This window comes from Synechococcus sp. BSA11S, assembly GCF_014224355.1.
In the GTDB taxonomy this organism is placed as follows: domain Bacteria; phylum Cyanobacteriota; class Cyanobacteriia; order PCC-6307; family Cyanobiaceae; genus Regnicoccus_A.
Genome location: NZ_VNWP01000007.1, coordinates 39,406 through 62,969, shown reverse-complemented (window position 1 = coordinate 62,969; position 23,564 = coordinate 39,406). Strand labels below are relative to the sequence as shown.

The 23,564-nt window shown below is 67.9% G+C and carries 19 protein-coding genes, 1 tRNA gene, 1 other RNA gene and 1 riboswitch; of the genes, 6 read left to right on the top strand and 15 right to left on the bottom strand.

Going from position 1 to position 23,564, the window contains the following annotated elements; genetic code table 11:
* Nucleotides 1–2: 2 nt before the first annotated feature.
* The 3 genes from speB to FPZ61_RS08145 all read right to left on the bottom strand — a co-directional run bounded on the left by speB (nt 3) and on the right by FPZ61_RS08145 (nt 3,169).
* Nucleotides 3–1,208, bottom strand: a complete 1,206-nt coding sequence (gene speB, locus FPZ61_RS08155) for an agmatinase (RefSeq protein WP_185465662.1) — start codon at nt 1,206–1,208, stop codon at nt 3–5.
* 26 nt (nt 1,209–1,234) lie between these two features.
* Nucleotides 1,235–1,356: riboswitch (guanidine-I (ykkC/yxkD leader) on the bottom strand.
* 46 nt (nt 1,357–1,402) lie between these two features.
* Complete coding sequence (locus FPZ61_RS08150) at nt 1,403–2,281, bottom strand: galactose mutarotase (protein ID WP_185465660.1); 879 nt, start codon at nt 2,279–2,281, stop codon at nt 1,403–1,405.
* 6 nt (nt 2,282–2,287) lie between these two features.
* Nucleotides 2,288–3,169, bottom strand: coding sequence for an alpha/beta fold hydrolase (locus FPZ61_RS08145; RefSeq protein ID WP_185465837.1), 882 nt, complete (start codon nt 3,167–3,169; stop codon nt 2,288–2,290).
* 53 nt (nt 3,170–3,222) lie between these two features.
* Here FPZ61_RS08145 and FPZ61_RS08140 point away from each other — a divergent pair, with 53 nt between their 5' ends.
* Entirely contained in the window at nt 3,223–3,519 is a 297-nt protein-coding gene (locus FPZ61_RS08140; protein WP_185465658.1) for a hypothetical protein, read from the top strand.
* 37 nt (nt 3,520–3,556) lie between these two features.
* Here the strand turns inward: FPZ61_RS08140 and FPZ61_RS08135 are convergent, their stop codons facing one another.
* Nucleotides 3,557–4,894, bottom strand: a complete 1,338-nt coding sequence (locus FPZ61_RS08135; protein WP_185465656.1) for a cation:proton antiporter — start codon at nt 4,892–4,894, stop codon at nt 3,557–3,559.
* A gap of 241 nt (nt 4,895–5,135) precedes the next feature.
* Here FPZ61_RS08135 and FPZ61_RS08130 point away from each other — a divergent pair, with 241 nt between their 5' ends.
* Nucleotides 5,136–7,664, top strand: coding sequence for a glycogen/starch/alpha-glucan phosphorylase (locus FPZ61_RS08130; protein WP_185465654.1), 2,529 nt, complete (start codon nt 5,136–5,138; stop codon nt 7,662–7,664).
* Nucleotides 7,665–7,679: 15 nt separating this feature from the next.
* Here the strand turns inward: FPZ61_RS08130 and FPZ61_RS08125 are convergent, their stop codons facing one another.
* The 3 genes from FPZ61_RS08125 to FPZ61_RS08115 form a co-directional block, all read right to left on the bottom strand.
* Nucleotides 7,680–8,153: a hypothetical protein gene (locus FPZ61_RS08125; protein ID WP_185465652.1), complete on the bottom strand. Its 474-nt coding sequence runs from the start codon at nt 8,151–8,153 to the stop codon at nt 7,680–7,682.
* Nucleotides 8,154–8,226: 73 nt separating this feature from the next.
* Nucleotides 8,227–8,577 carry a hypothetical protein gene (locus FPZ61_RS08120; protein ID WP_185465650.1) on the bottom strand — a complete coding sequence of 117 codons (351 nt, stop codon included), beginning with the start codon at nt 8,575–8,577 and terminating at the stop codon, nt 8,227–8,229.
* Nucleotides 8,578–8,663: 86 nt separating this feature from the next.
* Nucleotides 8,664–8,737 (bottom strand) — tRNA-Arg (locus FPZ61_RS08115).
* A gap of 48 nt (nt 8,738–8,785) precedes the next feature.
* On the opposite strand from FPZ61_RS08115, the gene rnpB reads away from it, so the two are divergent.
* An RNA gene (gene rnpB, locus FPZ61_RS08110) (RNase P RNA component class A) lies at nt 8,786–9,194 on the top strand.
* Nucleotides 9,195–9,246: 52 nt separating this feature from the next.
* On the top strand, nt 9,247–9,984 hold the full coding sequence (rnc, locus tag FPZ61_RS08105; protein ID WP_185465835.1) for a ribonuclease III: 738 nt from the start codon (nt 9,247–9,249) through the stop codon (nt 9,982–9,984).
* On the opposite strand, the gene FPZ61_RS08100 is transcribed toward rnc, so the two are convergent.
* Nucleotides 9,950–10,165: an NAD(P)H dehydrogenase subunit NdhS gene (locus FPZ61_RS08100; RefSeq protein WP_185465648.1), complete on the bottom strand. Its 216-nt coding sequence runs from the start codon at nt 10,163–10,165 to the stop codon at nt 9,950–9,952. The genes rnc and FPZ61_RS08100 overlap by 35 nt on opposite strands.
* An 86-nt stretch (nt 10,166–10,251) precedes the next feature.
* On the opposite strand from FPZ61_RS08100, the gene rimM reads away from it, so the two are divergent.
* Nucleotides 10,252–10,800, top strand: coding sequence for a ribosome maturation factor RimM (rimM, locus tag FPZ61_RS08095; protein ID WP_185465833.1), 549 nt, complete (start codon nt 10,252–10,254; stop codon nt 10,798–10,800).
* An 81-nt stretch (nt 10,801–10,881) separates the two neighbouring features.
* Nucleotides 10,882–12,366, top strand: a complete 1,485-nt coding sequence (locus FPZ61_RS08090; protein WP_185465646.1) for a mannose-1-phosphate guanylyltransferase/mannose-6-phosphate isomerase — start codon at nt 10,882–10,884, stop codon at nt 12,364–12,366.
* Here FPZ61_RS08090 and selD read toward each other — a convergent pair.
* The 7 genes from selD to FPZ61_RS08055 form a co-directional block, all read right to left on the bottom strand.
* Complete coding sequence (gene selD, locus FPZ61_RS08085; RefSeq protein WP_185465644.1) at nt 12,330–14,492, bottom strand: selenide, water dikinase SelD; 2,163 nt, start codon at nt 14,490–14,492, stop codon at nt 12,330–12,332. The genes FPZ61_RS08090 and selD overlap by 37 nt on opposite strands.
* Nucleotides 14,473–15,513, bottom strand: a complete 1,041-nt coding sequence (gene galE, locus FPZ61_RS08080; RefSeq protein ID WP_185465642.1) for a UDP-glucose 4-epimerase GalE — start codon at nt 15,511–15,513, stop codon at nt 14,473–14,475. The genes selD and galE overlap by 20 nt, the downstream gene beginning before the upstream one ends.
* Complete coding sequence (locus tag FPZ61_RS08075) at nt 15,510–17,621, bottom strand: transglutaminase family protein (protein ID WP_255441473.1); 2,112 nt, start codon at nt 17,619–17,621, stop codon at nt 15,510–15,512. The genes galE and FPZ61_RS08075 overlap by 4 nt, the downstream gene beginning before the upstream one ends.
* A 13-nt stretch (nt 17,622–17,634) precedes the next feature.
* Nucleotides 17,635–20,088 (bottom strand): glycogen/starch/alpha-glucan phosphorylase, encoded by a 2,454-nt coding sequence (locus FPZ61_RS08070; protein WP_185465639.1) that lies wholly within the window; start codon nt 20,086–20,088, stop codon nt 17,635–17,637.
* A 106-nt stretch (nt 20,089–20,194) separates the two neighbouring features.
* Nucleotides 20,195–21,085: a transglutaminase family protein gene (locus FPZ61_RS08065; RefSeq protein ID WP_185465637.1), complete on the bottom strand. Its 891-nt coding sequence runs from the start codon at nt 21,083–21,085 to the stop codon at nt 20,195–20,197.
* A complete protein-coding gene (locus tag FPZ61_RS08060; protein ID WP_185465635.1) occupies nt 21,070–22,107 on the bottom strand; it encodes an alpha-E domain-containing protein in 1,038 nt (345 codons plus the stop codon). Before FPZ61_RS08060 ends, FPZ61_RS08065 begins: the two co-directional genes overlap by 16 nt.
* A complete protein-coding gene (locus FPZ61_RS08055; RefSeq protein ID WP_185465831.1) occupies nt 22,101–23,540 on the bottom strand; it encodes a circularly permuted type 2 ATP-grasp protein in 1,440 nt (479 codons plus the stop codon). Before FPZ61_RS08055 ends, FPZ61_RS08060 begins: the two co-directional genes overlap by 7 nt.
* Nucleotides 23,541–23,564: the final 24 nt, after the last annotated feature.

The following is a 23,564-nucleotide window of genomic DNA, read 5'->3' as shown; positions in this document are numbered from 1 at the left end:
GCTCACCTCCAGGCCTGATCGACGGCCATGTTGCAGGCCTCATGCAACCAGGCGGGCTTCCCCTTGCGGGGCAGCTGGCCGCTCACCACCAGGTGGGCCATGGTGTCGCAGATCACCCGGGTGGCCATCAGCGAAGTCATGTCGCTGATGTCGTAGGGCGGCGACACCTCCACCACCTCCAGGCCACAGACCGGCACGTTGCGCACGATCAGCTCCAGCAGCTTCAGCGCCTCCCGGGGCAGCAGGCCCCCGGGCTCGGGCCAGCCTGTGCCGGGCACGAAGCCGGCGTCGATGCAGTCGATGTCGAAGGAGATGTAGACGCAGTCGGTGCCATCGGTGGCGCGCTCGATCGCGAACTGGGCCGCCGCCTCCAGGCCCATGTCGCAGATGTCGGTCACGGTGAGCACATTGGTGCCCCGCTCCCGGCAGACCTTCACCCCCTCGCGCGGCACCTGCCAGCCGCCGATCCCCAGCTGCACCAGGTTCGGTGCGGGTGCATTGGCCATGTTGGTGGCATGGAACCAGGGACAGGTGTGCATGCGCTCGTCGAGGTCGATCTCCTGGGTGTCGACGTGGCGATCGAAGTGGATGATCCCCACCTTCTTGTCGCCCAGGTGGCGGCAGACGCCACGCACGGTGGGGAAGCCGATCGAATGATCGCCACCGAGGATGATCGGGAAAGCTCCACTGGCGAACACATGCGCCACGCCCTTGGAGATCTGATCGAAACTCTTCTCGTTGTTGGCGGGAATCGTGAAGATGTCGCCGACGTCGCAGAGCTTGATCGACTCGCGCAGGTCCACCCCCATCTCGTAGTTGTAGGGGGTGTAGAGGGCGGAAATGCGGCGGATGCCCTGGGGCCCGAAGCGGGTACCGGGGCGGTAGGTGGTGCCGGAATCGTGGGGCACCCCCAGGATCGCCACATCAAACTCGCCGACGCGGTTCACGTCTTCGATGTAGGGCGCCTTCATGAAGGTGTTGATGCCCGCGTAATGGGGCAACTCCCCGCGCGAGAAGGTGGAGATGCGCCGATCGACGATGCTCTCGGCGGCCTCCAGGCCATAGCGCAGCCCCTGATCCACCTCCTGCTGCCAGCCGGTGAGGGGGAGGCGGCCCTCCTTCTCGAGGGCTTCGGAGCCCTGACGGCCAGCAGGTGTGGCCTGGGCAGGCCGGTCAAAGGCCCCTTCTGGGCCTGGTGATGCTGTCATGGCACAACACGGAGGTGGGGGTTGCGGTCTCCCGGGCTTTTATCCCTCCGTGCAACCGGGTGACCCCGGTGAGCTTCTCTCGGACCAGACGCTGCAACCGGCTCGCCAAGGCGAACTGATGCCAACCGGAACCCTAGAAACTGCTTCCGCCATCAAACCATCACCCCGACGCCGCGGCGGCGATGTGGCCACCGCTACCGGGGAGTGGACCGGCGATCAAGGCGGGTGATCAGGCCATAGCGGCAGGCCAGCCGGCAGGTCTGCCCGGGGGCCAGCTCCAGCCGCCGCTCACCGCTGAGCAGGGCACCCCGAGGTGCCGTCCAGGGCTCCAGGCAGACCATCGACCGGGGAGGATCGCTCCAGACCACCGCCAGGTCGAAGGGGGCCTCGGCCTGGAGCTCCAGCGCCACCCCCGCCTGACGGTCCAGCAAGCGCACCGGACCACCGGGCTCTGCCAGCAGGTCAATGCCCTGCTCCAGCTGCTCCAGCAGCGGGGCAGTGGCGGCGGGCGCCATGGTGCCGTGATCGAAGCAGTCGTCCGGCAGCCCCTCCAGCGCCGCCGCCGCCAGGGAGGACACGGCGAAGTAAGGATGCAAGCCAAGGGCAAATGGCAGCGGCACCGGCCCGGGGTTGTGCACCAGCACGGCGATCGCCAAGGCCCCAGGCTCTGGGCGCAGCTCCAGCTGCAGCCGGAAGGAGAAGGGGAACATCGCCTGAGTGGCGGCGCTGTCGGCAAGGGTCAGGCCAACGCCCTCACCGCCTTTCAGCTCCTCCAGCTCCCAGGCCAGATCGCGGGCGAAGCCGTGCTGCCTGAGGGTGAAGCAGCCCTGGGGCAGCGGCAGCAGATCGCCCGGCAGGTTGCCGCAGATCGGAAACAGCACCGGCATGCCGCCTCGCACGGAGAGGGCCGGATCAGCGAAGCGGGCCTCATCGAGGTAGAGCAGCTCGCGCCCGTTGCAGCGCCAGCCACTGAGCAAGCCGCCCCGCTCCGGCACCAGCCGCAGGAGATCACCGCCGGCAGCAGCACTGAATTCCCAGTGCGGGTAGGGCGTGGTGCGGTGGGTCAGGGGCATGGGGGATCAGGCCTCAGGCAAAGTCGAGAGCCACTCCAGCAGGGCGGCGTTCACCTGCTCGGGCACTTCATCGTGGGGGCAGTGGCCCGCGTCGAGCACCACTTCGGTGGTGGCGGCCGGAGCGTGCCTCTGGAAGGCGGCGCGTCGTCCGGCGGCGTTGATCCAGGGATCGCGGATGCCCCAGAGCAACAGCAGGGGAGAGCGGAGCTGGGAGAAGAGCTGATCGAGGGGCTGACCGCGGGGAATGTCGAAGACAGTGCGGAACACCCCGAAGGCCCCCGGGTCCAGCGACGGCCGCCGGATCGCCTCCACCAGCTCGTCGTTCACGTTGGTGCGATCGATGTAGACCTGGTTCAGGGTTCGCCGGATCGTGGCGGGGCGCCGCAGGTTCTCGAACAGCAGCCGCTGCAGCACCGGGCTGCGCAACAGGGCGCCGCCGATCGTTCGCTTGGCAATGGCGCCCCAGCCCTTCGGGTCGGCCTGCTCATCGCTGAAGGGGCCGGCGGCATTGATCAGCACCACACCGGCCGCCTCGCGGCCCAGGGCCACCCCCGCCGCCAGGGCCGCGAATCCACCGAGGGAGTTGCCCACCAGCACCGTCGGTCGCCCGATCCTCTCGCGCACGTAGGCCACGAGCTGATCACGCCACAGCCCCCCTCCATAGGGCAGACCCTCCGGCTTGGCACTGCGACCGAAGCCCAGCAGGTCGATGGCGTGCACCTCATGGCGCTCGCCCAGCACTGGAATGTTGTAGCGCCAGTGGTCGGTGGAGGCCCCGAAACCATGCACCAGCAGCAGAGCAGGCCCCTCGGGCTTCGGCGGTCGGCTGGCCAGGGCATGGACCCCATCACCGCCATGGGTCCAGGGCTCGAGGCGGGGGCCGATCAACGCAGGAGTGTCGTGGTCGTCGATGCTAGGGATCACTTCGGGGGGTTCGCTCCGTGCTCGACTGGTCCAGCCTGCTGCCGGGAACGGCCCTGTGGGCACTGGCGTTGTATCTGCCGCTCTCGGTACCGCTCACCCGGCTGGAGGAGGCCCTCGCCATGGGGCCGCTTCCGGAAGGGCTGCGACAGATCATGCTGGTGTTGAGCAGCGTGCTGCTGGCCTTCGCTGTGGGGGGAATCACCCAGCTGGGGCTGAGCTGGGCTCTGAGCCCCAGCTGGGCCGCCAGCCTGGGACTGATGGCGGTGCTGGCCGGGGCCTTCTGGAGCCTGGCCTCGCGCCGCGATCAGAGCTGAGTGGCACCAACAGGCCCTGGAGGCAAGGCTCCGAGGCTCAGGCAGGCTGTTCAGCCAGTTTCTCTTCGCGACTGAGCACCACCCGCAGCAGGATCGGTGAAAGAAAGGTGGTGCCGATCACCATCAGCAGGATCGCAGCCTCCAGCGACGGGGTGAGCAGGCCGGCCTGGGTGCCCAGACCCAGGAAAATCAGGCCGACTTCACCGCGGGGCATCATGCCCAGACCCACCACCAGGCGATTGGTCTTCTCTTTACTGAAGTAGGTCCAGCCGGAGGCCACCTTGCCGATGATGGCCACCACCAGCAGAAAGGCGGCCATCACAAGGCCGGGGCGGTTGGCCGGATCCATCGGGTTGAGCACCGTGAGATCCATGCTGGTGCCGATCAGCACGAAGAAGATGGTGGCGAACAACGACACCAGCGGCTTCACGGTTTCCTGAATCGCATGGGTGTGGCGGGAGCCACTCAGGATCAGACCGGCGGCAAAGGCTCCCAGTGCCGCCTCCAGGCCGATGGCCTGGGCGGCGAAGCAGCTGAGGCAGAGCACCACGAAGGAGGCCACCACCACTTCCCCGGGTGCTTTGAGCAGATCAAGCAGCCAGTCGAAGGCGGGGGCAGCGGTGCGACTGAGGAACAGCGAAAGGGCCACGAACATGGCCGCGGCGACCAGCAGCTTGAGGATCGGGCCGATTTCCAGGGCCCCGCCGCCGGCCACGGCCACCACCACCGCCAGGATCACGATGCCAAGGATGTCATCGAGCACGGCGGCCCCGATCACCGTCTGGCCTTCGCGGGTCTTGAGATATTTGAGCTCGCCGAAGACGCTGGCGGTGATGCCGATGCTGGTGGCGGTCATCGCCGCGCCGGCAAAGATCGCCGGAATCAGCGGCACGTGGAAGAAATAGAGAAGTCCGAAGGTGCCCAGGGCAAAGGGCAGGGCCACCCCGGTGCAGGCCACGGTGGTGGCCTGAGCTCCCACCGCCACCAGCTCATCGAGCTCGCTCTCCAGGCCCGTGAGGAAAAGCAGCGCGAACAGACCCAGGGTGGCCACCGCCTGGAGGTTGGGGAACGTCTCGACGTAGATCGACTGGACCGTCTCCGCCGGCAAGGACGAGAGAGAGGCAACGGTGGAGGTGAACCAGTTGCTGAGCTCCGCCCCGGTGTCGGGGGGAAGGATCAGATGCAGACCAGAGAGTCCGATCAGCACCCCCGCCACCAGCTCACCGAGGATCGTGGGGAGCTGCAGCCGCACCATCAGCTCGGCCAGGGTGCGAGCGGCCAGGAAAATCAACAGGAAACGGCCCACCCCGATCAGGGTTTCGGCCACCTCCGCGTTGTGGTTGCCGATTTCGAGCAGCAGGGTCGGGAAGGTCATGCAGGCCGGGGATGCGGCACTTCAATGAAGTTGGCCGCGACGTTAGACGGGATCGACAACGCTGATGGGAATCCGTCCAGACCGATCTCCAGCCACCATCAGTGAATTCACACCGAACGGCCGCCGGAGCAACCCGCTCCGGACTGGGCCACACTGGTCCTGCGCACGGATCGGACCGGCATCGCATTTCAGAGCCGACCGCTGTTCAGCTTCGCCGCTCCACCCCCTTCGTACCGCCGCCATGACCGACGCTTCGCCCAGCCAGCTGAGGCTGCCCACCCCGGGGTGCTTTGCCGACCCTGATCGCAGCGGCCTCACGGCCGATGGCGTCTTCGACGGCATGACCGAGCACCTCTTCTACACGCTCGGCAAGCTCGCCCCCACCGCCAGCCACCACGACCTCTACGTGGCCCTGAGCTACGCGGTGCGCGACAGGCTGATGACCCGCTACCTGGCTGGGATCGAGGCAATTTCGGCCACCCCCACCCGCGTGGTGGCGTACCTCTCGGCAGAATTCCTGATCGGACCTCAGCTGGGCAACAACCTGCTGATGCTCGGCATCCAGGATGAAGCCAGCGAAGCCCTCCGCCGCTTCGGGATCGATTCGCTCGAGGAGATTCTCGAGGTGGAAGAGGAACCGGGCCTGGGCAACGGCGGCCTCGGGCGCCTGGCGGCCTGCTACCTCGAATCCCTCGCCAGCCTGGAGATTCCCGCCACCGGTTACGGCATCCGCTACGAATTCGGGATCTTCGACCAGCTGATCCGCGATGGCTGGCAGGTGGAGATCACCGACAAATGGCTCAAGAGCGGCTGGCCCTGGGAGCTGCCGCGCCCCGACCAGGCCTGCTTCGTGGGCTTCGGCGGCCGCACCGAGAGCTACCGCGACAGCGAAGGCGATTACCGGGTGCGCTGGATTCCGTCTGAGCACGCCATCGGCGTTCCCCACGACGTGCCGGTGCTCGGCTATCGGGTGAACACCTGCGATCGCCTGCGGCTCTGGCAGGCGGAAGCCTCCGAAAGCTTCGATTTCTACGCCTTCAACATCGGCGATTACTACGGAGCCGTGGAGGAGAAGGTGGGCTCCGAAACCCTCTCCAAAGTGCTGTACCCCAACGACGGCACCGATGAGGGCCGGCGCCTGCGGCTCAAGCAGCAGCACTTCTTCGTGAGCTGCTCCCTGCAGGACATGCTGCGCAGTCTGGAACTGCGGGATCTGCCGATCAGCGACTTCCCCGACCATTGGTCGGTGCAGCTGAACGACACGCATCCGGCCATCGCCGTGGCCGAACTGATGCGGCTGCTGATCGACCACAAGCATCTGAGCTGGGATGCCGCCTGGGACATCACCACCCGCTCGCTGGCCTACACCAACCACACCCTGCTGCCCGAAGCCCTGGAGAAATGGGGGCTGGATCTGTTCGGCTCACTCCTGCCGCGGCACCTGGAACTGATCTTCGAGATCAACCGCCGCTTCCTGCAGTCGGTGCGCCTGAAGTATCCGGGCAACGACGCGATGCTGCGCAGTGTCTCGATCATCGACGAGAACAATGGCAAGGCGGTTCGGATGGCCCACCTGGCCACCGTGGCGTCTCACCATGTCAATGGCGTGGCCGCCCTGCACAGCGAGCTGGTGCGCACTCAGCTCTTCCCCGAATTCGCGGCCCTCTGGCCCGAGAAGTTCACCAACGTCACCAACGGCGTCACCCCCAGGCGTTGGATCGCCCTCGCCAATCCGCTCCTGCGCGACCTGCTCGATGAAGTGATCGGCCAGGACTGGGTGTGCAACCTCGATGACCTGCGCCGATTGGAGGCCTTCCAGAACGACAGCGCTTTCCTGGAGCGCTGGGGAGAGACCAAGCTGGCCGTGAAGCGTCAGCTGGCCCACTACATCCACCGCCAGAACGGCCTTCTGGTGGATCCCTCCTCCCTGTTTGACGTCCAGGTGAAGCGGATTCATGAGTACAAGCGCCAACACCTCAATGCGCTGCAGGTGATCGCCCAGTACCTGCGTATCAAGAACGGGCTCGGCGATGACCTCGCCCCCCGCACCGTGATCTTCGGAGGGAAGGCGGCTCCGGGCTATTACATGGCCAAGCTGATCATCCGCTTCATCAACGGCATCGCCGAGACAGTGAATGCCGACCCCGACATGGACGGCCGCCTGCGGGTGGTGTTCCTGGCCGATTACAACGTGACACTCGGCCAACGGGTGTATCCGGCCTCGGACCTCTCCGAGCAGATCTCCACCGCCGGACTGGAGGCCTCAGGCACGGGCAACATGAAATTCGCCATGAACGGGGCACTCACGATCGGCACCCTCGATGGGGCCAACGTGGAGATCCGCGAGCAGGTGGGCGCCGAGAACTTCTTCCTGTTCGGTCACACCACCGATGGTATTGAGGCCGTGCGCGCGCAGGGGTACCGCCCCTGGGAACTGATCGCAAGCATCCCTGAACTGCCGGAGGTGCTGCAGCTGGTGGAGCAGGGGCACTTCAGCAATGGCGACACCGAACTGTTCAAGCCCCTGCTGGAGAACCTCACCGGCCGCGATCCCTACTACGTGATGGCCGACTTCAGCGACTACATGCGCGCCCAGCAGGCGGTCAGCACGACGTGGGGTGACCGCACCACCTGGAACCGCATGTCGTTGCTCAACACGGCGCGCACGGGATTCTTCAGCAGCGATCGCTCGATTCGCGACTACGCCGAGAGGATCTGGCAGGCAGAACCGTTCCCGGTCACGATCAGCTGCGAGATCGACGAACCGTGAGATCGACTGACCCCCTCAGGGCCTGTGGTCGGGCAGGTCGGGGGTCTGGTGCAGCAGACGGTTCAGCCGCAGGCGGTCGGCATTGAGAGGGTCGGGAGCCAGCTCACCGGCCACCTCGCGGAATTTCTGCTCCACATCCTCGGGGACGCGCACATCGAAGATCCGCTCCATCAGGGCTTCGATCGAGAACAGGTGGGCGTTGATGTTCTCCAGATCACCGATCGCCTGCTGGAGGTTGTCCTCTTCAGCGGGCGCAGCGGCACTGGCCGGGTTCGCAGCAGCCGGGGGAGCAGTGGCCGGCTCGGCCTCTCCATCCCCCTGGGCCTTCTGAAGCTCTTCAAGCACCCGTCCAGCCAGGGTGCGGAACGACTGCAGGGCCGCCCAGTTCAGTTCCTGCTGCTGCCGCAGTGTGGGATTCTCCCGGATCAATCGGTCGTGTTCCCGATAGAACCGCTGGCAGTCAGGGCATTGGCAGGGCTCTTCGGGCACCGCGCTCCCTTGGTTCCTTGACGCCCATCATGGCATTGGATGTCCTGGGCCGCCGCTCCTGGCTCGAGCAGCCTCAGGCCAGGCGATCAAAGGGCCCGAGCAGGTCCAGCTGATCGTCGTCCCCGCCGTCGCCATCCTCGCCATCGTCCTGAAGGCTGGGCAGGGGGATTTCGATCGAGCTCACCAGCTGGATCACATCGCGCAGGCGCATCGAATCGGCGAACCAGCCCATGGCCTGCTCCATGTCGCCCCGTTGTTCCGCCTCCACCGACTGCTCCTGGTGGACTTCAGCCAGCAAGGCCAGCCAGCAGAGGCAGCGGGCCTGGACCACGGAGAGATCGAGCTCATCGGGCTGGCTGCGGGCGATCCGCTCGCCCTCCTGCTGAACCAGCAGGCGAAGACGCAGATCGTGAAGCTCGTTCATGCAGAATTCACGGCCACTCCCACGCTAGCCACGGAGCCCTGTTTGGGAAGGGCACCACCGGTAGCGTTCCCTACCACCTGGCGGGACGGGGCTGGCGGGACTCGAACCCACGACCTACGGTTTAGGAAACCGCCGCTCTATCCGGCTGAGCTACAGCCCCAACGGCCCCATTATCGGCCTCAGCCCCCCCGACCTACAGTCGGCTCCGAAAGCAGGCGAGGTGGTCGCGATCGAAGGGGTGACGCCGGCTTCGGCTGGTGGATCCGGCTTCGGTTGAGGAAAGTCCGGGCTCCCCAATGGCCAGGCTTGCTGGGTAACGCCCAGTGCGGGTGACCGTGAGGAGAGTGCCACAGAAACACACCGCCGATGGCCGGGGCCTGGCCCCGCGCACAGGCAAGGGTGCAAGGGTGCGGTAAGAGCGCACCAGCAGCATCGAGAGGTGCTGGCTCGGTAAACCCCGGCCGGGAGCAAGGCCCAGGGACAACGGTTGGCCATGACACCCGTCCCGACACACGTGCGCCGCTCGAGGCCGCCGGTAACGGCGGTCCCAGACAGATGGCCACCCCGGTCCGCCCCGGCGGACCGGAACAGAACCCGGCTTATGTCCTGCTTTCACCCCTTCGGGCCTCCGCAGTGAGGCCCCCGGCCCTCCGCGAAGCCCCCGTGCCCCTGAGTGACGAGCGCCGCCGCCGCCTGGTGCAGTTCCTCGCAGACCTCGGACTGGCGGAGGCCCTGCCCCCCGATCTCGACCTCGCCCCGATCGAGGAGGCGCTCACCCACAGCTCCGCGGGGCGCCCGATCGACCACGAGCGGCTGGAATTCCTCGGCGATGCCGTGCTCAGGCTGGCGGCCGCGGAATTTCTCGAGCGGCACCACAGCAGCATGAATGTCGGCCAGCGCTCGGCCCTTCGGGCCCAGCTGGTGAGCGATCGCTGGCTGGCGGAGCTGGGACAGCGCTGCGGGATCGAGGCAATGGTCAGGCTCGGCCCTCTGGCGATGGGGGACAGCGCAGCCCGGCAGACCATCCGCGCCGAGATCTGCGAGGCCCTGATCGGGGGGCTCTACGAGGCCACCGGCAGCCTCGAGCCGATCCACTCCTGGCTCACACGGCACTGGCAGCGGAGCACGGAGGAACTGCTGGCCGATCCCCACCGCCACAACTGGAAGACGGGTCTGCAGGAATGGAGCCAGGCCCGGGGGCTCGGCCTGCCCAGCTACCACTGCGAGGAACGCAGCCGGCGCCACGGCGATCCCCGCCGCTTCCACTGCAGCGTGCAGCTGGGCGGGCAGCCTGCCGGGGAAGGCTGGGGAGGCTCCCGCCGCGACGCCGAGCAGCAGGCGGCCCGCTCGGCCCTGGCGCAGGCGCAGGAGATCAGCTCGCTTCCAGCGTCTTCAGAGGCATCGTGACCAGCTTGTCCCAGTTGCCCCCCTCGAACAACACCGCCGCCTGGCTGCCACTGATGCGCTGCACGAAGCCGCGGTAGCCGTTGTAGATCGAGCGCACATCCCGGACCACGACGGTGGTGCCAGGCAGCACCGGAGCCGTCCCTGCCGGTGCATCCACGGGGGAGGAATCAGCCGCGGCCATGGGGGCTCCACACAAGATGCGCCCATTATCGAGTCGATCGGCAGGATGGGGGGCAGATGCGTGGCCGGGCCGCCGATGGTGGGCGAATGGTGAACGAACAGGACGACCCCGAGGCATGGCTGGTGGTGGGCAAGGTGGTGGCCGCCCAGGGGCTGCAGGGGGAACTGCGGGTCTTGCCCCGCACCGACTTTCCCGAACGCTTCACGCGGGCGGGGCGGCGTTGGCTGCGCCGCTCCCAGGAGTCGCCACGCGCCGTGCGCCTGCTCTCGGGGCGCCAGCTGCCTGGCCGCGAGTTGTTCGTGGTGCGTCTGGAGGGGGTCGGCACCCGGGAGGAGGCAGAAGCCCTGGTGCATCACGACCTGCTGGTGGAGGCCGGCGACCGGCCACGCCTGCAGGAGGGGGAATTCCATCTGCTCGACCTGCAGGGGCTGCAGGTGCGACTGGCCCCCAGGGGTGAGGTGATCGGCACCGTGGTGGATCTGATCCATGCCGGCAACGACCTGCTGGAGGTGGAGCTCAGCGGCGAGCCGGCCCGGCGGGCGCTGATTCCCTTCGTGGAGGCGATCGTGCCGCGGGTGGACATCGCCGGCGGCTGGCTGGAGATCACCCCACCGCCGGGGCTGCTCGACACCTGAGGGTGGGGCTGACCGCTGGCGCTCCAGGATGTTCCCCATAGGATTCGCTCCAGCACTGCCCTCTTTGAGGTGGATCCGACGATGAGCCCAGCGGCCTCCCTCGTGCCCGTGATCCTCTGCGGCGGCACCGGCACCCGCCTCTGGCCGCTGTCGCGAGCCAGTTATCCCAAGCAGTACTGGCCCCTGGCCGGCAGCAGCGAGGAGACCCTGCTGCAGCAGACCCAGTTGCGGCTCAAGGGGCTGAACCAGCTGGCCGCACCCCTGCTGATCTGCAATGAGGACCACCGCTTCATCGTGGCCGAGCAGATGCGCCAGATCGGCGTTGAACCTGGCGCGATCCTGCTGGAGCCCCTCGGGCGCAACACGGCGCCGGCCATCGCCGTCGCCGCCCTGCATGCCACGAGTCAGGGTGAGGATCCCCTGCTGCTGGTGCTGGCCGCCGACCACGTCATCCAGGACGGCGCGCGCTTCCGCGCCACCGTCGAGGCCGGCCGCGCCGCCGCCGAAGGGGGGCTGCTGGTGACCTTCGGTATCGTCCCCACCGCACCGGAAACTGGCTACGGCTACATCGAGGCGGTGGAACCCCTGCCCCAGGCCACCCCTGGGGCAGGCGAGCCGACGATCCCGGCGCCCACCCCGATCGCCCGCTTCGTGGAGAAGCCCGATGCGGCCACGGCCGAGGCCTTCCTCTCCAGCGGCCGCTTCACCTGGAACAGCGGCATGTTCCTGTTCCGCGCCAGCGCCATTCTCGCCGAGCTGGAGCGGCTGGCGCCCGAGGTGGTGAGCTGCTGCCGCGCCGCCATCGACCACGACAGTGCCGACCTCGACTTCCTGCGCCTGGAGCGGGAATCCTTCGCGAACTGCCCCAATGTCGCCATCGACCTGGCGGTGATGGAGCGCACGGGCCTGGGCGCCGTGCTGCCCCTGGAGGCGGGCTGGAGCGATGTGGGCAGCTGGAGTGCCCTCTGGGACACGGGCACCCGCGATGGCGACGGCAACGTCCTGCGCGGACGGGTGATCAATGAGGGTTCGCGCAACTGCTACCTGCGCAGCGAGCACCGTCTTGTGGTGGGTCTGGGGGTGGAGGATCTGGTGGTGGTCGAAACCGATGACGCGGTGCTGGTGGCCCACCGCGACCGCGCCCAGGAGGTCAAGACCATCGTGAACCGCCTCGCCGCCAGCGGCAGCCCCGAGGGCAAGGCCCACCGCCGCATCTACCGCCCCTGGGGCTCCTACGACAGCATCGTGGAGGGCAGCCGCTGGCAGGTGAAGAAGATCATGGTCAACCCCGGCGCCAGCCTCTCGCTGCAGTTGCACCACCACCGCGCCGAGCACTGGGTGGTGGTGCAGGGCACGGCCCTGGTGGAGAAGGACGGCGTCGAGGAGCTGGTGGGGGAGAACCAGAGCACCTACATCCCCCTCGGCGCCAGGCACCGGCTCACCAATCCCGGCAAGATTCCCGTGGAGATGATCGAGGTGCAGAGCGGCCCCTACCTCGGCGAAGACGACATCGTCCGCTTCCAGGACCGCTACGGACGCTCGGACATCAGCCTTCCGGTGCGCTGAGCAGCCCGCACGGTTCCGATCAGGGCCGCCTCGGGGAATCCGGCCGAACGCACGGCCCGCAGGGCCGCCTCTGCTTCGGACTCCGGCATTGACGCCAGCAGCGGCCCACAGGTCTGGGGGTCGATCAGCAGCTCCCGCAGGGGGGACGCCAGAGCCCCTGCCTGAACCCTGCCGCTCTCCAGCTCCGCCCAGGCGCTGCGGTTGGCGGGCGCCAGGCTGCTGGCGAAGCCCCGCTCCAGCAGCTCCAGCGCCCCGGGGAAAGCGGGCAGGGCCTCTGGCTCCAGTTCCACCCGCAGGGGAGCCGCCGCGGCCTGCAGCATCTCGACGAGGTGCCCCAGCAGCCCGAACCCCGTCACATCGGTGCAGGCACGGCAGCCATGGGCGGCCAGCAGCTCCACCAGCGGCTGCTGGCTCTGGGCCATCACCTCCAGGGCCCCATCGATCCACTCCGGCTCCGCCGCACCGGCCATGGCTCCCGCAAACAGCACGCCGCTGCCGATCGGGCGGCTGAGCAGCAACCGATCACCGGCGGCCAGATCACCCTTGGCCCAGAAGCGACCCGGCTCAGAGCGGCCGGTCACGCTCAGGGCGAGGCTGAGACCCTCGGCGGCAGTGCGCTGCTCCAGGGTGTGCCCCCCCACCAGCCGGGCGCCGAGCGGATCGAGCACGGAGCGCACCCCGGCCAGGGTCTGCAGCAACCACTCCTCCTGCAGCGCCGGCGTTCCGCGCGGCAGGGTCACCAGGGCCTGAACACTCTCCACCCGGGCGCCACAGGCCCAGAGGTCGGAGCAGGCATGCAGGGCCGTGAGCCGCCCGTTCAGCCAGTCGTCGCCCACCAGGGCAGGAAAGCCATCGAGGCTCTGGAGCACCAGTCCTTCATCCAGGCAACCGCCGATCACAGCGGCGTCGTCACCCCCGGGCGGAGCCTGATCCGCCGGCCACCCAGCGGCAGCAGTCGAAGCCAGCCGCTCCAGCGCGCCCCGCAGGGGAGCGGCGCCCAGCTTGGCGGCGCAGCCGCGGCAGGGGCTCTCCTCGGCCATGGCCGCCAGGGACTGGAAGCGGATGATGAAGCGGCGGTCGATCCAGGCCTTCCACCACCACAGCCAGCGGGAGGGACCCAAGCAGAGCGGCCCCCAGAGGGCCAGGGCGCGGGGGTGACCATCAACGGCTCCGCCATCCCCCAGCAGCTGCAGGGCACGGCGCGGAGGGTGCCAGCGTCGCAGGGGTTCACCGCGCAGGGAGCGGCGCAGGTTGGCCGCCAGCAACGGGGCCACCCGCACCGCCCAGACCCCACTGGGGGGACGTGGCTCCGAGCGCACCAGACCGCAGTCACCGCAGGCGAACACGCCGGGGTGGCCCTCCACCTGCAGGCTGGCCTGGGTGAGGACCCGGCCCGTGGCCGGGTCCGAGGGCAGGCCGCTGGCCGCCAGCCAGCGCGGAGCCCGGCTGCCGGTGCAGCGCACCAGGGCACCCGGACCATCAGCCGGCGCACCGGCATCAACTCTGGGGTCTGGGTTCTGCAAGGGCACGCCCGCCGCCGCCAGCATCCGCTCGCCGGCCCGGTTGGCCGCTGGCGAGCCCAGGGCCAGGCGGTCACCGCGTCGCAGCAGCTCCACCCGCTGGCCCCGGGCCTTCAGCGCCAGGGCCACCTCCACACCGGCCGCCCCCCCGCCCAGCACCCGACTGACGGCAGCGCCGGGCACCAGCGACTCCGACCACGCCAGGAACGGCTCCAGCGGCTTGATCGCCATCCCGCCGGAGCCTGGGGTGACAGCTCCCACATCCAGGCTGAGCCGGTCCCAGCGCAACGGGGGACGGCCGGCCAGCCACAGCTCACGCCTGGCCGGATCAAGGCCGGTGATCTCGGCCCGCACGAACCGAACCCCAGCCCGGTCGCAGAGGCGACGCAGATCGATGGAAGCTTCGCGACGGCTGAAGAGTCCGGCGATCAGGCCCGGCACCATGCCGCTGTAGAGCGCAGTGCCGGTGCGGCTGACCAGGGTGATCAGCACCCCCCGGGGCGGCCCCACCATCGCCCAGCGGCGCAGCAGCAGGGCATGGCTGTGGCCACCCCCGGCCAGGATCAGGTGCTGCCGGAGTGTGTCTTCAGTCCCCACGTGGCCCATAGCCCAGGGGATTGGCACTCTGCCAGGCCCAGCCATCGCGGCAGATGGTGTCAAGGTCGCGGCGGGTGCGCCAGGCCAGGCGTTGTCCCGCCAGCGACGGATCCGCCACCGTGGCCGCCACATCCCCTGGCCGCCTGGGCACCAGCTCACAGGGAACTGGGCTGCCGCAGGCCTTCTCGAAGGCGGCCACCACCTCCAGCACCGAATGGCCCCGGCCACTGCCCAGGTTGAGGGTGAGCAGCTGGGGAGGCTCCGCCAGCAGCACCTCCAGGGCCGCCCGGTGCCCCTCCGCCAGGTCCATCACGTGGATGTAGTCGCGCACGCCGGTGCCGTCGGGGGTGGGCCAGTCGGAGCCGAAGACCTGCAGGCGCGGCCGGCGCCCCACCGCCACCTGGGTCAGGAAGGGGAAGAGGTTGTTGGGGATCCCGCCTGGATCCTCACCGATGCGTCCGCTGGGGTGGGCACCGACGGGGTTGAAGTAGCGCAACCGTGCCACCCGCCAGCCCGGCTCGCTGGCGCAGACATCCGCGAGCATCTGCTCGACCGCCGCCTTGGTGTAGCCGTAGGGGTTCACAGGAGCCACCCGGGCGGTCTCGGCAATCGGCACCGTTTCGGGGGCGCCGTAGAGGGTGGCACTGCTGCTGAACACGATCGTGCGGCAGCCGGCCCGGGCCATGGCAGCCAGCAGAGCGCGGCTGCCGCAGAGGTTCACGTCCCAGTAGCGCAGGGGATCGGCCACCGATTCGCCCACGGCCTTGAGGCCGGCGAAGTGGACCACCGCCTCGATCGGTGCCGCGGCGAAGGCCCGCTCCAAATCCTGGGGGCGGCGCAGATCGCCTTCGACCAGCCGCAGCCGCTGCCCGGATGCAGGCCCCGCCAGCTCCCGGACGCGCCGCAGCGCTTCGGGGGAACTGTTGGAGAAGTCATCGAGCACCACCAGCTCGTGGCCCGCCTCCAGCAGCACCAGGCAGGTGTGGCTTCCGATGAAGCCGGCACCCCCGGTGATCAGCAGATGGCTCATGCCAGACGCAGATCCAGGGTGCGTTGTCCTGGGGCGGGAGCGGGCCATGGTCCGCCCCTGGGGCTCCAGTCGAGGGCGGGGGCGGAGCCAGGGCCGTCCTCCAGCCCGCTGACGGGCACGAAGGCGCTGCTCTCGGCGCCGGGTGCCCCGAGCACGAAGCGGTCGGGGTCCGAAGCCTGGCCGCCGATCTCCAGCTGCAACGGGAGATGGGGATCGATGCAGGGGTGCAGGGAGGGGTAGAGGCGGCTGTGGCGGTAGCGCAGGCCCAGCCAGCCATCGCCCAGTGGCAGCTCGCGGCCGTTCAGCCGCAGGGAACAGGACTGCAGGAACGCCGTGTTGGCCTTGAACTCCAGTCGCTGCAGGGAACTGTCCACGAAGCGGCTGGTGCTGCCCCCCTGCACGGGGGTGTCGCAGAGCAGCGGCCAGGGCTCCAGGGCCCGGCGGATCTGCAGCCGTGCCCCCTCCCGCTCCCAGCTCAGCAGCAGGGGGAAACGCCACTCCCAGATCGCGCGGTACGGCTCTGGTTCCAGCGGCAGGCCATCGAGGGCCAGCAGGTCGAGCAGCGCTTTGAGGTCGGACCAGATGGCGGAGGGCAACTGCATCGCATCGTGCAGACGCTCCCCGAAGGGCTCCAGCCGGGTGGGGCGATGGGCCGGATCCAGCAGGTGGGCCGCCAGGGCGCTCCAGAGCAGGGCGATGGCCGCGGTCCAGTCGGAGTCCGGGAGGGTTTCGATGGCGCGGAATTCGATCAGGCCCTGGCATCCGGCCGCCCAGGCAGGATTCCAGAACTTGTCGAAGCTGATCTCACTGCGGTGGGTGTTGCCGCTGCGGTCGGCATGGAGATGGCGCAGGGTCTCGCTGATCAGGATCCGCTGGTCCCCCTCGGGGAGGGATTCGATGGCCCGGTGGGCCAGGTTCAGGTCGAGGGCGCTGGCGCTGCCCTCATCGAGGCGGGGGGCCTGGGAGGCCGGTCCGACGGAACTGTTGCTGAACAGGTAGGAGAGGCTCGGATGCCGCTGCCAGAAGCGCAGAATCGCCACGAGCCAGGCCGGCCGCGAGAAGAAGGGGTTGGTCTCGAGGCTGGGGCCGCCCCAGAGCAGGTGGTTCCCGCCACCGGTTCCCTCCTGCCGATCGCCCACCTGCTTCCAGGTGCGCAGCCCCACCGCTGCCGAGGCTTCGGCCAGGGTGCGGATCCAGCCGCTGTAATCGGCCCAGCCGTGGCAGACCGGCAGATTCACTTCCAGCACGCCTGGATCGGCCGTCAGGCCGAGCACATTCCAGCGGCCATCGAGATCGGCGGGGAGAACTCCACTGAGCTCAGGCTGGCTCCAGCCTGAGCTGGCGGCTGCGATGAGTTGGAGGAGCTGCTCGAAGGGTTGGCGGGGCAGGGGAGGCAGAAACAGGTTCCAGCCACGGGGGCTGACCTCGAGGGTGAGCACCTGGCGCAGCACCCCTTCGGGGAAGTGCTGCAACGGCAGCCGCAACCCCGCCGGACCGCTGGCGGGCAGCAGCTCGCGCAGGGGTTTGTCCAGGGGCCAGCGGGCAGCCTGCCAGCCTTCGGGGAGGTCGGGCTCGTCGTCTGTGGGGGTGCTGTGGGAGAGGGGAACAGCCCAGACCTTCGAGCTGGGATCCAGGGGGTCCCTCAGCCGCAGGGGGTGAACGCGACAGCCGAGGGCCTTGCCGATCCCCTTGAGAAAGTCCTCCGCCTGCTTGGCGGGCAGCGGCGACGGAGCGGCCTGATCGGCGGGGACTGCGGCGAGAGCCTGCTGGGGCCAGTGCACCAGAGGGGTGCCGTCGAGGGCGGCGATCAGGCGCAGGGCCCAACGGGGGTTGACCTCGCCGTCGTAACGCTTGCCAGGGCAGTACATCAAGGTGCAGCCGGGCCAGACCCGACGCTGCAATTCGGCGGCCAGGCGCCGGGCATAGCGCAGCTTGGTGGGGCCATCGGCAGCCACCGACCACTCCGCCCCCTCGGGTTCGATCGGCACCACCGTGGGCTCACCGCCGAGGGTCAGCTGAATTCCCTCCGCGCTAAGGCGCCGCTCCGCCTCGGCGGCGGTGGCGGCCATCCAGCTGGGTTCCGCGCAGCGGGACCCGATGGGCTCCATGACAACCATCGACTCAGCGGGAGCCCGGCTGGGCCGAGGGCAGCACGGTGCAGGCATTGATCGGCATCGATTCCACGTCCCAGATCCGTTCTGCATAGTCGCGGATCGAGCGGTCGCTGCTGAAGAAGCCGCAGCGGGCGGAATTGAGCAGCGACATGCGGCTCCAGCCGACAGGATCGAGCCAGGCGTCATCCACAGTGTTGTGAGCCCGGCGATAGTCGCCGATGTCGGCCATGACCCGGAAGGGATCGCTGCCGCAGAGGTTGGCCAGCAGGGGATGGAACAGATCGCGATCACCCTCGCTGAAATGGCCTGAGCCGATCAGGTCGATCGCCTCCCTCGCGATCGGATCGTTCTCCAGCCAGGGCATCGGGTGATAACCGCCCCTGTTGATCGCCTCCAGCTGCTCGGCTGTGTGGCCGAACAGGAAGAAGTTCTCATGACCCACCAGGTCGCGGATCTCGATGTTGGCGCCATCGAGGGTGCCGATCGTGACCGCGCCGTTCAGGGCCATCTTCATGTTGCCGGTGCCGGAGGCCTCCTTGCCTGCGGTGGAGATCTGCTCGGAGAGATCCACCGCCGGGTAGACCTTCTGCCCCAGGCTGACGCTGAAGTTGGGCAGGAACACCACCCGCAGGCGGCCGTCCATCGCCGGATCCATGTTCACGATCTCGGCGATTCCGCCGATCAGGCGGATGATCAGCTTGGCGATGTAATAGCCCGGAGCCGCCTTGCCCCCGAAGATGAAGGTGCGCGGCGGCAGGTCCTCGCCGTTACGGATGCGCAGATAGCGCTCCACGATCTGGAGGGCCGCCAGATGCTGGCGCTTGTACTCGTGGATCCGCTTCACCTGCACATCGAACAGGGAGGAGGGATCCACCAGCACACCCAGCTGATGATGAATCAGGTTGGAGAGGCGTTGTTTGTTCAGATCACGCACGCCGCGCCAGCGCTCCAGGAACCCTCCGTCGTGGGCGTAGGACTCCAGGCGCGAGAGATCGGCGAGGTCACGGCGCCAGCGGCTGCCGATCGTCTCATCGAGCAGCCCCGAGAGGGATGGGTTGGCCACGGCGATCCAGCGCCTGGGGGTGACGCCGTTGGTGACGTTGGTGAACTTCTCGGGCCACAGGTCCACGAACGGAGCGAAGAGGTCCTTGCGCACCAGCTTGCTGTGCAGCTCGGCCACCCCGTTGACCCGATGGCTGCCCACGACCGCCAGGTTGGCCATGCGCACCTTGCGGTACGGACCTTCCTGGATCAGCGACATCCGCTCCAGCAGAGCCGGCTGACCTGGATGGCGGATGCGCACCATGCGCAGGAAGCGGGCATTGATCTCGTAGATGATCTCCAGCTGGCGCGGCAGCAACTGCTCGAACAGATCGACACCCCAGGTCTCGAGGGCCTCCGGCAGCAGGGTGTGGTTGGTGTAGCTGACGCAGGCCGTGGTGATCGACCAGGCGGTGTCCCAGTCGACGCCGTGCTCATCGATCAGCAGCCGCATCAGTTCGGCCACGGCGATCGCCGGATGGGTGTCGTTGAGCTGAACGGCGAATTTGGTGTGGAAGGCCGTCACAGGCAGTCCCTGCCCCTTGAGGATGCGGAACATGTCCTGCAGGGAGCAGCTCACGAAGAAGATCTGCTGACTCAGGCGCAGTTGCTTCCCCTGGTCGGTCTCGTCATTCGGGTAGAGCACCTTCGAGAGGGTCTCCGAATTGATCTTCTGCAGCACCGCCCGGGTGTAGTCACCGGCGTTGAAGGAGGCGAAGTCGAAGGATTCCGGCGCCTGGGCCGACCAGAGCCGCAGGGTGTTGGCGGTATGGACGCCATAGCCCAGGATCGGCGTGTCGTAGGCCACCCCGATCACCGTGTGGCCTCCGATCGTGACCGGATAGGTCCACTCCGGGCGGATCACCTCCCAGGGGTTGCCCTGGGCCAGCCAGGGATCGGTGTTCTCCACCTGGCTGCCCCGCTGGATCTGCTGGCGGAAGATGCCGAATTCGTAGCGGATGCCGTAGCCGATCGCGGGCAGCTCGAGACTGGCCATCGATTCCTGGAAACAGGCCGCCAGGCGGCCGAGGCCACCGTTGCCGAGGCCCGGTTCCGGCTCCTCGGCGATCAGCTCCATCAGGTCGAGACCCAGGAGGCCGCAGGCCTGCTGGGCGACCTCACGCAGCCCGAGGTTGACCAGGTTGTTCTCCAGGTGAGGACCGAGCAGGTATTCGGCGGAGAGGTAGGACACCGTTCGCACCTGGGTCTGGGTGTAGGCCTCGGCGGTGTCCACCCAGCTCTGCAGCAGCTGATCGCGCACGGCCATCGCCAGGGCGCAGTAGTAGTCGTGGTTGGTGGCCAGTGACGGGGACTTGGCCTGGGTGAAGAACAGATGCCGGCGCATTGCCTCGGCCAGAGCATGGCTGTCCAGCGAGGGCGACGCGCCGAGGTCGGTGGGAGGGACTGTGCTGGCTGCCATGGAGGCGGATCGGGACAACTCGTCCCTTCATGCTGCGGGAGCCCACCCCATCGCTGCTGGAACGGTTACCGATTCAGGTTCATTCCAGGTTCCCTGCAGGTTCGCCTCAGAAGTGCAGCAGATTGGGCACGGTGTGGTCTTCGCTGAGCACATCGGCCGCAATCGACCACTGCATCTCGCTGGTGACCCCTGGAGGACCGCTGAAGGTGCCCATCACGGCCGCGGCCAGGTTGGGCTTGGAAGAGGTGGCCAGGGGGATGTAGCGATCGTCGATCGCCCCCATGCCGCTGGGGTCGAACCCACGCCAGCCGGCCCCCGGCAGGTACACCTCGGCCCAGGCATGCAGGTCGTAGCGCTCGGGCCTGGGCTCCACCAGGTGATACCCGCTCACGAAACGGGCCGGCAGCCCCACGCAGCGGCAGGCCTCGATCATCAGCACGGCCAGATCACGGCAGGAGCCCACACGCTCCTTGAGCGTGCGGCCCGCGGGCCAGGCCGGACCCACGTGCCGCTGGGTGTACTTGACCCGGTCCTGGATCATCTCCACCAGCTGCTGCAGGAACATCAGCGCCCGCTGATCACTGCCCATCAGGGCCTCCTGGGCCAGCTCCACGGCGGCGGGATCGTGCTGGCCATTCGGGAGCCAGCCGTCAAGGCTGCCGAGCAGGTCGGCATTGAGATGACCGACCGGGTAGGGAAGGACCGGCTCGTTCTCCTCCAGGCAGACCTGCAGCAGGGGTGGGACCTGGGTCTCCACCTCGCACTGGGAGCGGATGTCGAAGGAATCGGTGGCACCACTGAACCGGGCCCGCAGGATGTCGTCGCCACTGGCGGCCACCAGGGGATGGAGGCGATGGGGGTCCGGGGAGAGGAACAGATCGAAGCTGAGCAACTTCTGGAAGCCGTGGGCCCGGGGCTTGAGGCAGATCCGGTGGGAACCAAGCTGAACAGGCGCGCTGTAGCGGTAGCTGAGGGTGTGGGTTATGCGGGCGCGCATGCCGAGGACGCAGGAACGACGGTGCTGGGGGAGGGGCTGGAGTCGCCGGCCGTTGCAGTGTCTGATGGCTCCACGATGGGAGAGGCCACCACGAAGTAATTCGCGTCGATCAGCCCATGCAGGTGGTTGAGATCGGTCTGGAAGCGGTCGATCGCTTCATGCAGCCCCTGGGCCACCAGCTCATCGATGCGCACGTAGCTCCAGCTGGCGAGCATCCGACCGGTGAGGCACTCGAGATCGTCGGGAGGGCCGGGCACCGGATTGCCGCGGATCACGCGCATGGACTTACTCAGGCCCTCGAGGCAGTAGCGCACTGACCGGGGGAAGATGGGATCCAGCAGCAGGAATTCGGCCACGGCCTTGGGCGTGATCCCCTGCTGCTGCGACTGGCGGAACATCTGGTAAGCACCTGCCGAGCGCAGCAGGGAAATCCACTGCAGCTCATCGAGCACACCACCCACCTCCTCGGGGCTGGGGAGCAGCAGGTAGTACTTGACGTCGAGAATGCGGCTGGTCTTGTCGGCCCGTTCCACCAGGCGTCCCAGCTTGCTGAACTGCCAGGAGAGGTCGCGGCTCAAGGTGGCGTCGGTGATGCCATAGAACAGCTGACAGGATTTGCGGACCTCGTGGAGCTGTTCCTGGTCGGGCAGCCGCCAGAAATGATCACTCTCGAGCAGGGTGAGATAGAGATCATTGATCTGCTCCCACATCTCGGTGGTGATCACTTCGCGGATCTGACGGCAGTTCTCCCGGGCCGCACTGATGCAGTTGATGATGCTGCTGGGGTTGTCCTGCTCCTGGACCAGGAAGCGCACCACCTCCTGAGGCCCCCCTGTGGGGAAGATGCGATCGAAGAGCTCGCGGTCGCCGCTGGCGTCGATCAGGGGCAGCCAGGGCTCGGCACTGCCGGGGGGACAGTCGAGGGCCATGGCCTCGCTCACTTCCAGGAACCGGGAGATGTTCTCCGCCCGCTCCACATAGCGATTGATCCAGTAGAGCGCTTCAGCGACGCGACTCAGCATGTGCTTTCATCCACGATCCAGGTGTCCTTGCAGCCGCCGCCCTGGGAGGAGTTCACCACAAGGGAACCCCGGCGCAGCGCCACGCGGGTGAGTCCCCCCGGGCTGACCCAGGCTTTTCGGCCCCGCAGCACGTAAGGCCGCAGATCAACGTGACAGGGGTAAAGCTCTCCTTCGCTCAGGGAGGGCACGGTGGAGAGCTCCAGGGTGGGCTGGGCGATGAAGTTGCGGGGATCGGCCCTGATCTTGTCGGCGAACGAGAGAATCTCGGCCTGATCGGCATGGGGGCCGATCAGCATGCCGTAACCGCCGGCCTCCGCCACCGACTTGACCACCAGCTCACCGAGATGGGCGAGCACATAGGCCTGATCGTCGGGCCTGGAGCAGAGGTAGGTGGGAACATTCTCGATGATCGGCTCCTCTGCCAGGTAATAGCGGATCATCTCCGGCAGATAGGCATAGATCAGCTTGTCATCGGCCACACCCGTGCCGGGAGCGTTGGCGATCGCGACCCGCCCGGCCCGGTAGGCCTCCATCAGGCCGCGCACCCCCAGCATCGAATCGGGACGGAACACCGCAGGGTCGAGGAAGTCGTCGTCGATGCGGCGGTAGATCACATCGACAGGCTCGAGGCCGGAGGTGCTGCGCATCCACACCCGGTTGCTTTCACAGACCAGATCCCGGCCCTCCACCAGCTGGATGCCCATCTGCTGGGCCAGGTAGCTGTGCTCGAAATAGGCGCTGTTGAACACCCCTGGGGTGAGCAGCACCACCTTGGGTGTGTCCGTCCAGGGGGCGAGCTGGCGCAGGGTCTCGAGCAGGTGCGAGGGGTAGTCGTCGATGGGCTGGACCGTACGACTCGCGAACAGGCTGGGGAACATCCGCTTCATCACGCGGCGGTTCTCCAGGAAATAGGCCACCCCCGAGGGACAGCGAAGGTTGTCCTCCAGCACCCGCCAGGTGCCCTGGCCGTCGCGGATCAGGTCCAGACCGGAAATGTGGCACCAGCGGCCCAGGGGGGGCTTGAAACCTTGCATCTGGGGCCGCCAGCCCTGGGAGCTCTCCACATCGGCCCGAGGCACGACCCCATCGCTGAGGATTTTCTGGTCGCCGTAGACGTCCCCCAGAAAGCAGTCGATCGCCTCCAGACGCTGGATCAGGCCGAGCTCGAGCCGCTGCCATTCGCCCGAGCGGATCAACCGCGGCAGGGGGTCGAAGGGCAGGATGCGCTCACCGCCCCGCTCCCCGGAGCCATTGAGGCGAAAGGTGGCGCCAAGCCGCTTGAGCAGCATGCCGGCGGCGGCATGGTTGCGGTTGATCTCCTCGATGCCCAGTTTCCCCAGGGAGGAGAGCAGGGGACTCAGGGCCGAGCGCGGCTCGGCGGCGGCGCTGAAGTACTCGTCGTAACCCTTGCTCGGCTTGTAGTCAGTGAACATCGAGGGAGGCGTTGCCATGGGTCG